We start from the raw sequence: 563 nt of genomic DNA, 5'->3' as shown, positions 1-563 counted from the left end.
ATGTCGATCACTCCACGATTTACCGCTGGGTTCAGCGTTATGCGCCTGAAATGGAAAAACGGCTGCGCTGGGACTGGCGTAACCCTTCCGATCTTTGCACGTGGCACATGGATGAAACCTCCGTGAAGGTCAATGGCCGCTGGGCGTATCTGTACCGGGCCGTCGACAGCCGGGGCCGCACTGTCGATTTTTATCTCTCCTCCCGTCGTAACAGCAAAGCTGCATACCGGTTTCTGGGTAAAATCCTCAACAACGTGAAGAAGTGGCAGATCCCACGATTCATCAACACGGATAAAGCGCCCGCCTATGGTCGCGCGCTTGCTCTGCTCAAACGCGAAGGCCGGTGCCCGTCTGACGTTGAACACCGACAGATTAAGTACCGGAACAACGTGATTGAATGCGATCATGGCAAACTGAAACGGATAATCGGCGCCACGCTGGGATTTAAATCCATGAAGACGGCTTACGCCACCATCAAAGGTATTGAGGTGATGCGTGCACTACGCAAAGGCCAGGCCTCAGCATTTTATTATGGTGATCCCCTGGGCGAAATGCGCCTGGTA

General features: G+C 54.0%; 1 protein-coding gene. It reads left to right on the top strand.

The window, feature by feature from the left end; genetic code table 11:
- Positions 1-563: IS6-like element IS26 family transposase (locus tag I6F12_RS37010; protein WP_225158546.1), on the top strand; the 563-nt coding region annotated here is incomplete at both ends.

The organism is Bradyrhizobium sp. IC4059 (assembly GCF_020193615.1).
Classification (GTDB): Bacteria; Pseudomonadota; Alphaproteobacteria; order Rhizobiales; family Xanthobacteraceae; genus Bradyrhizobium; species Bradyrhizobium yuanmingense.
This window is presented reverse-complemented; position numbering and strand designations above follow the sequence as displayed.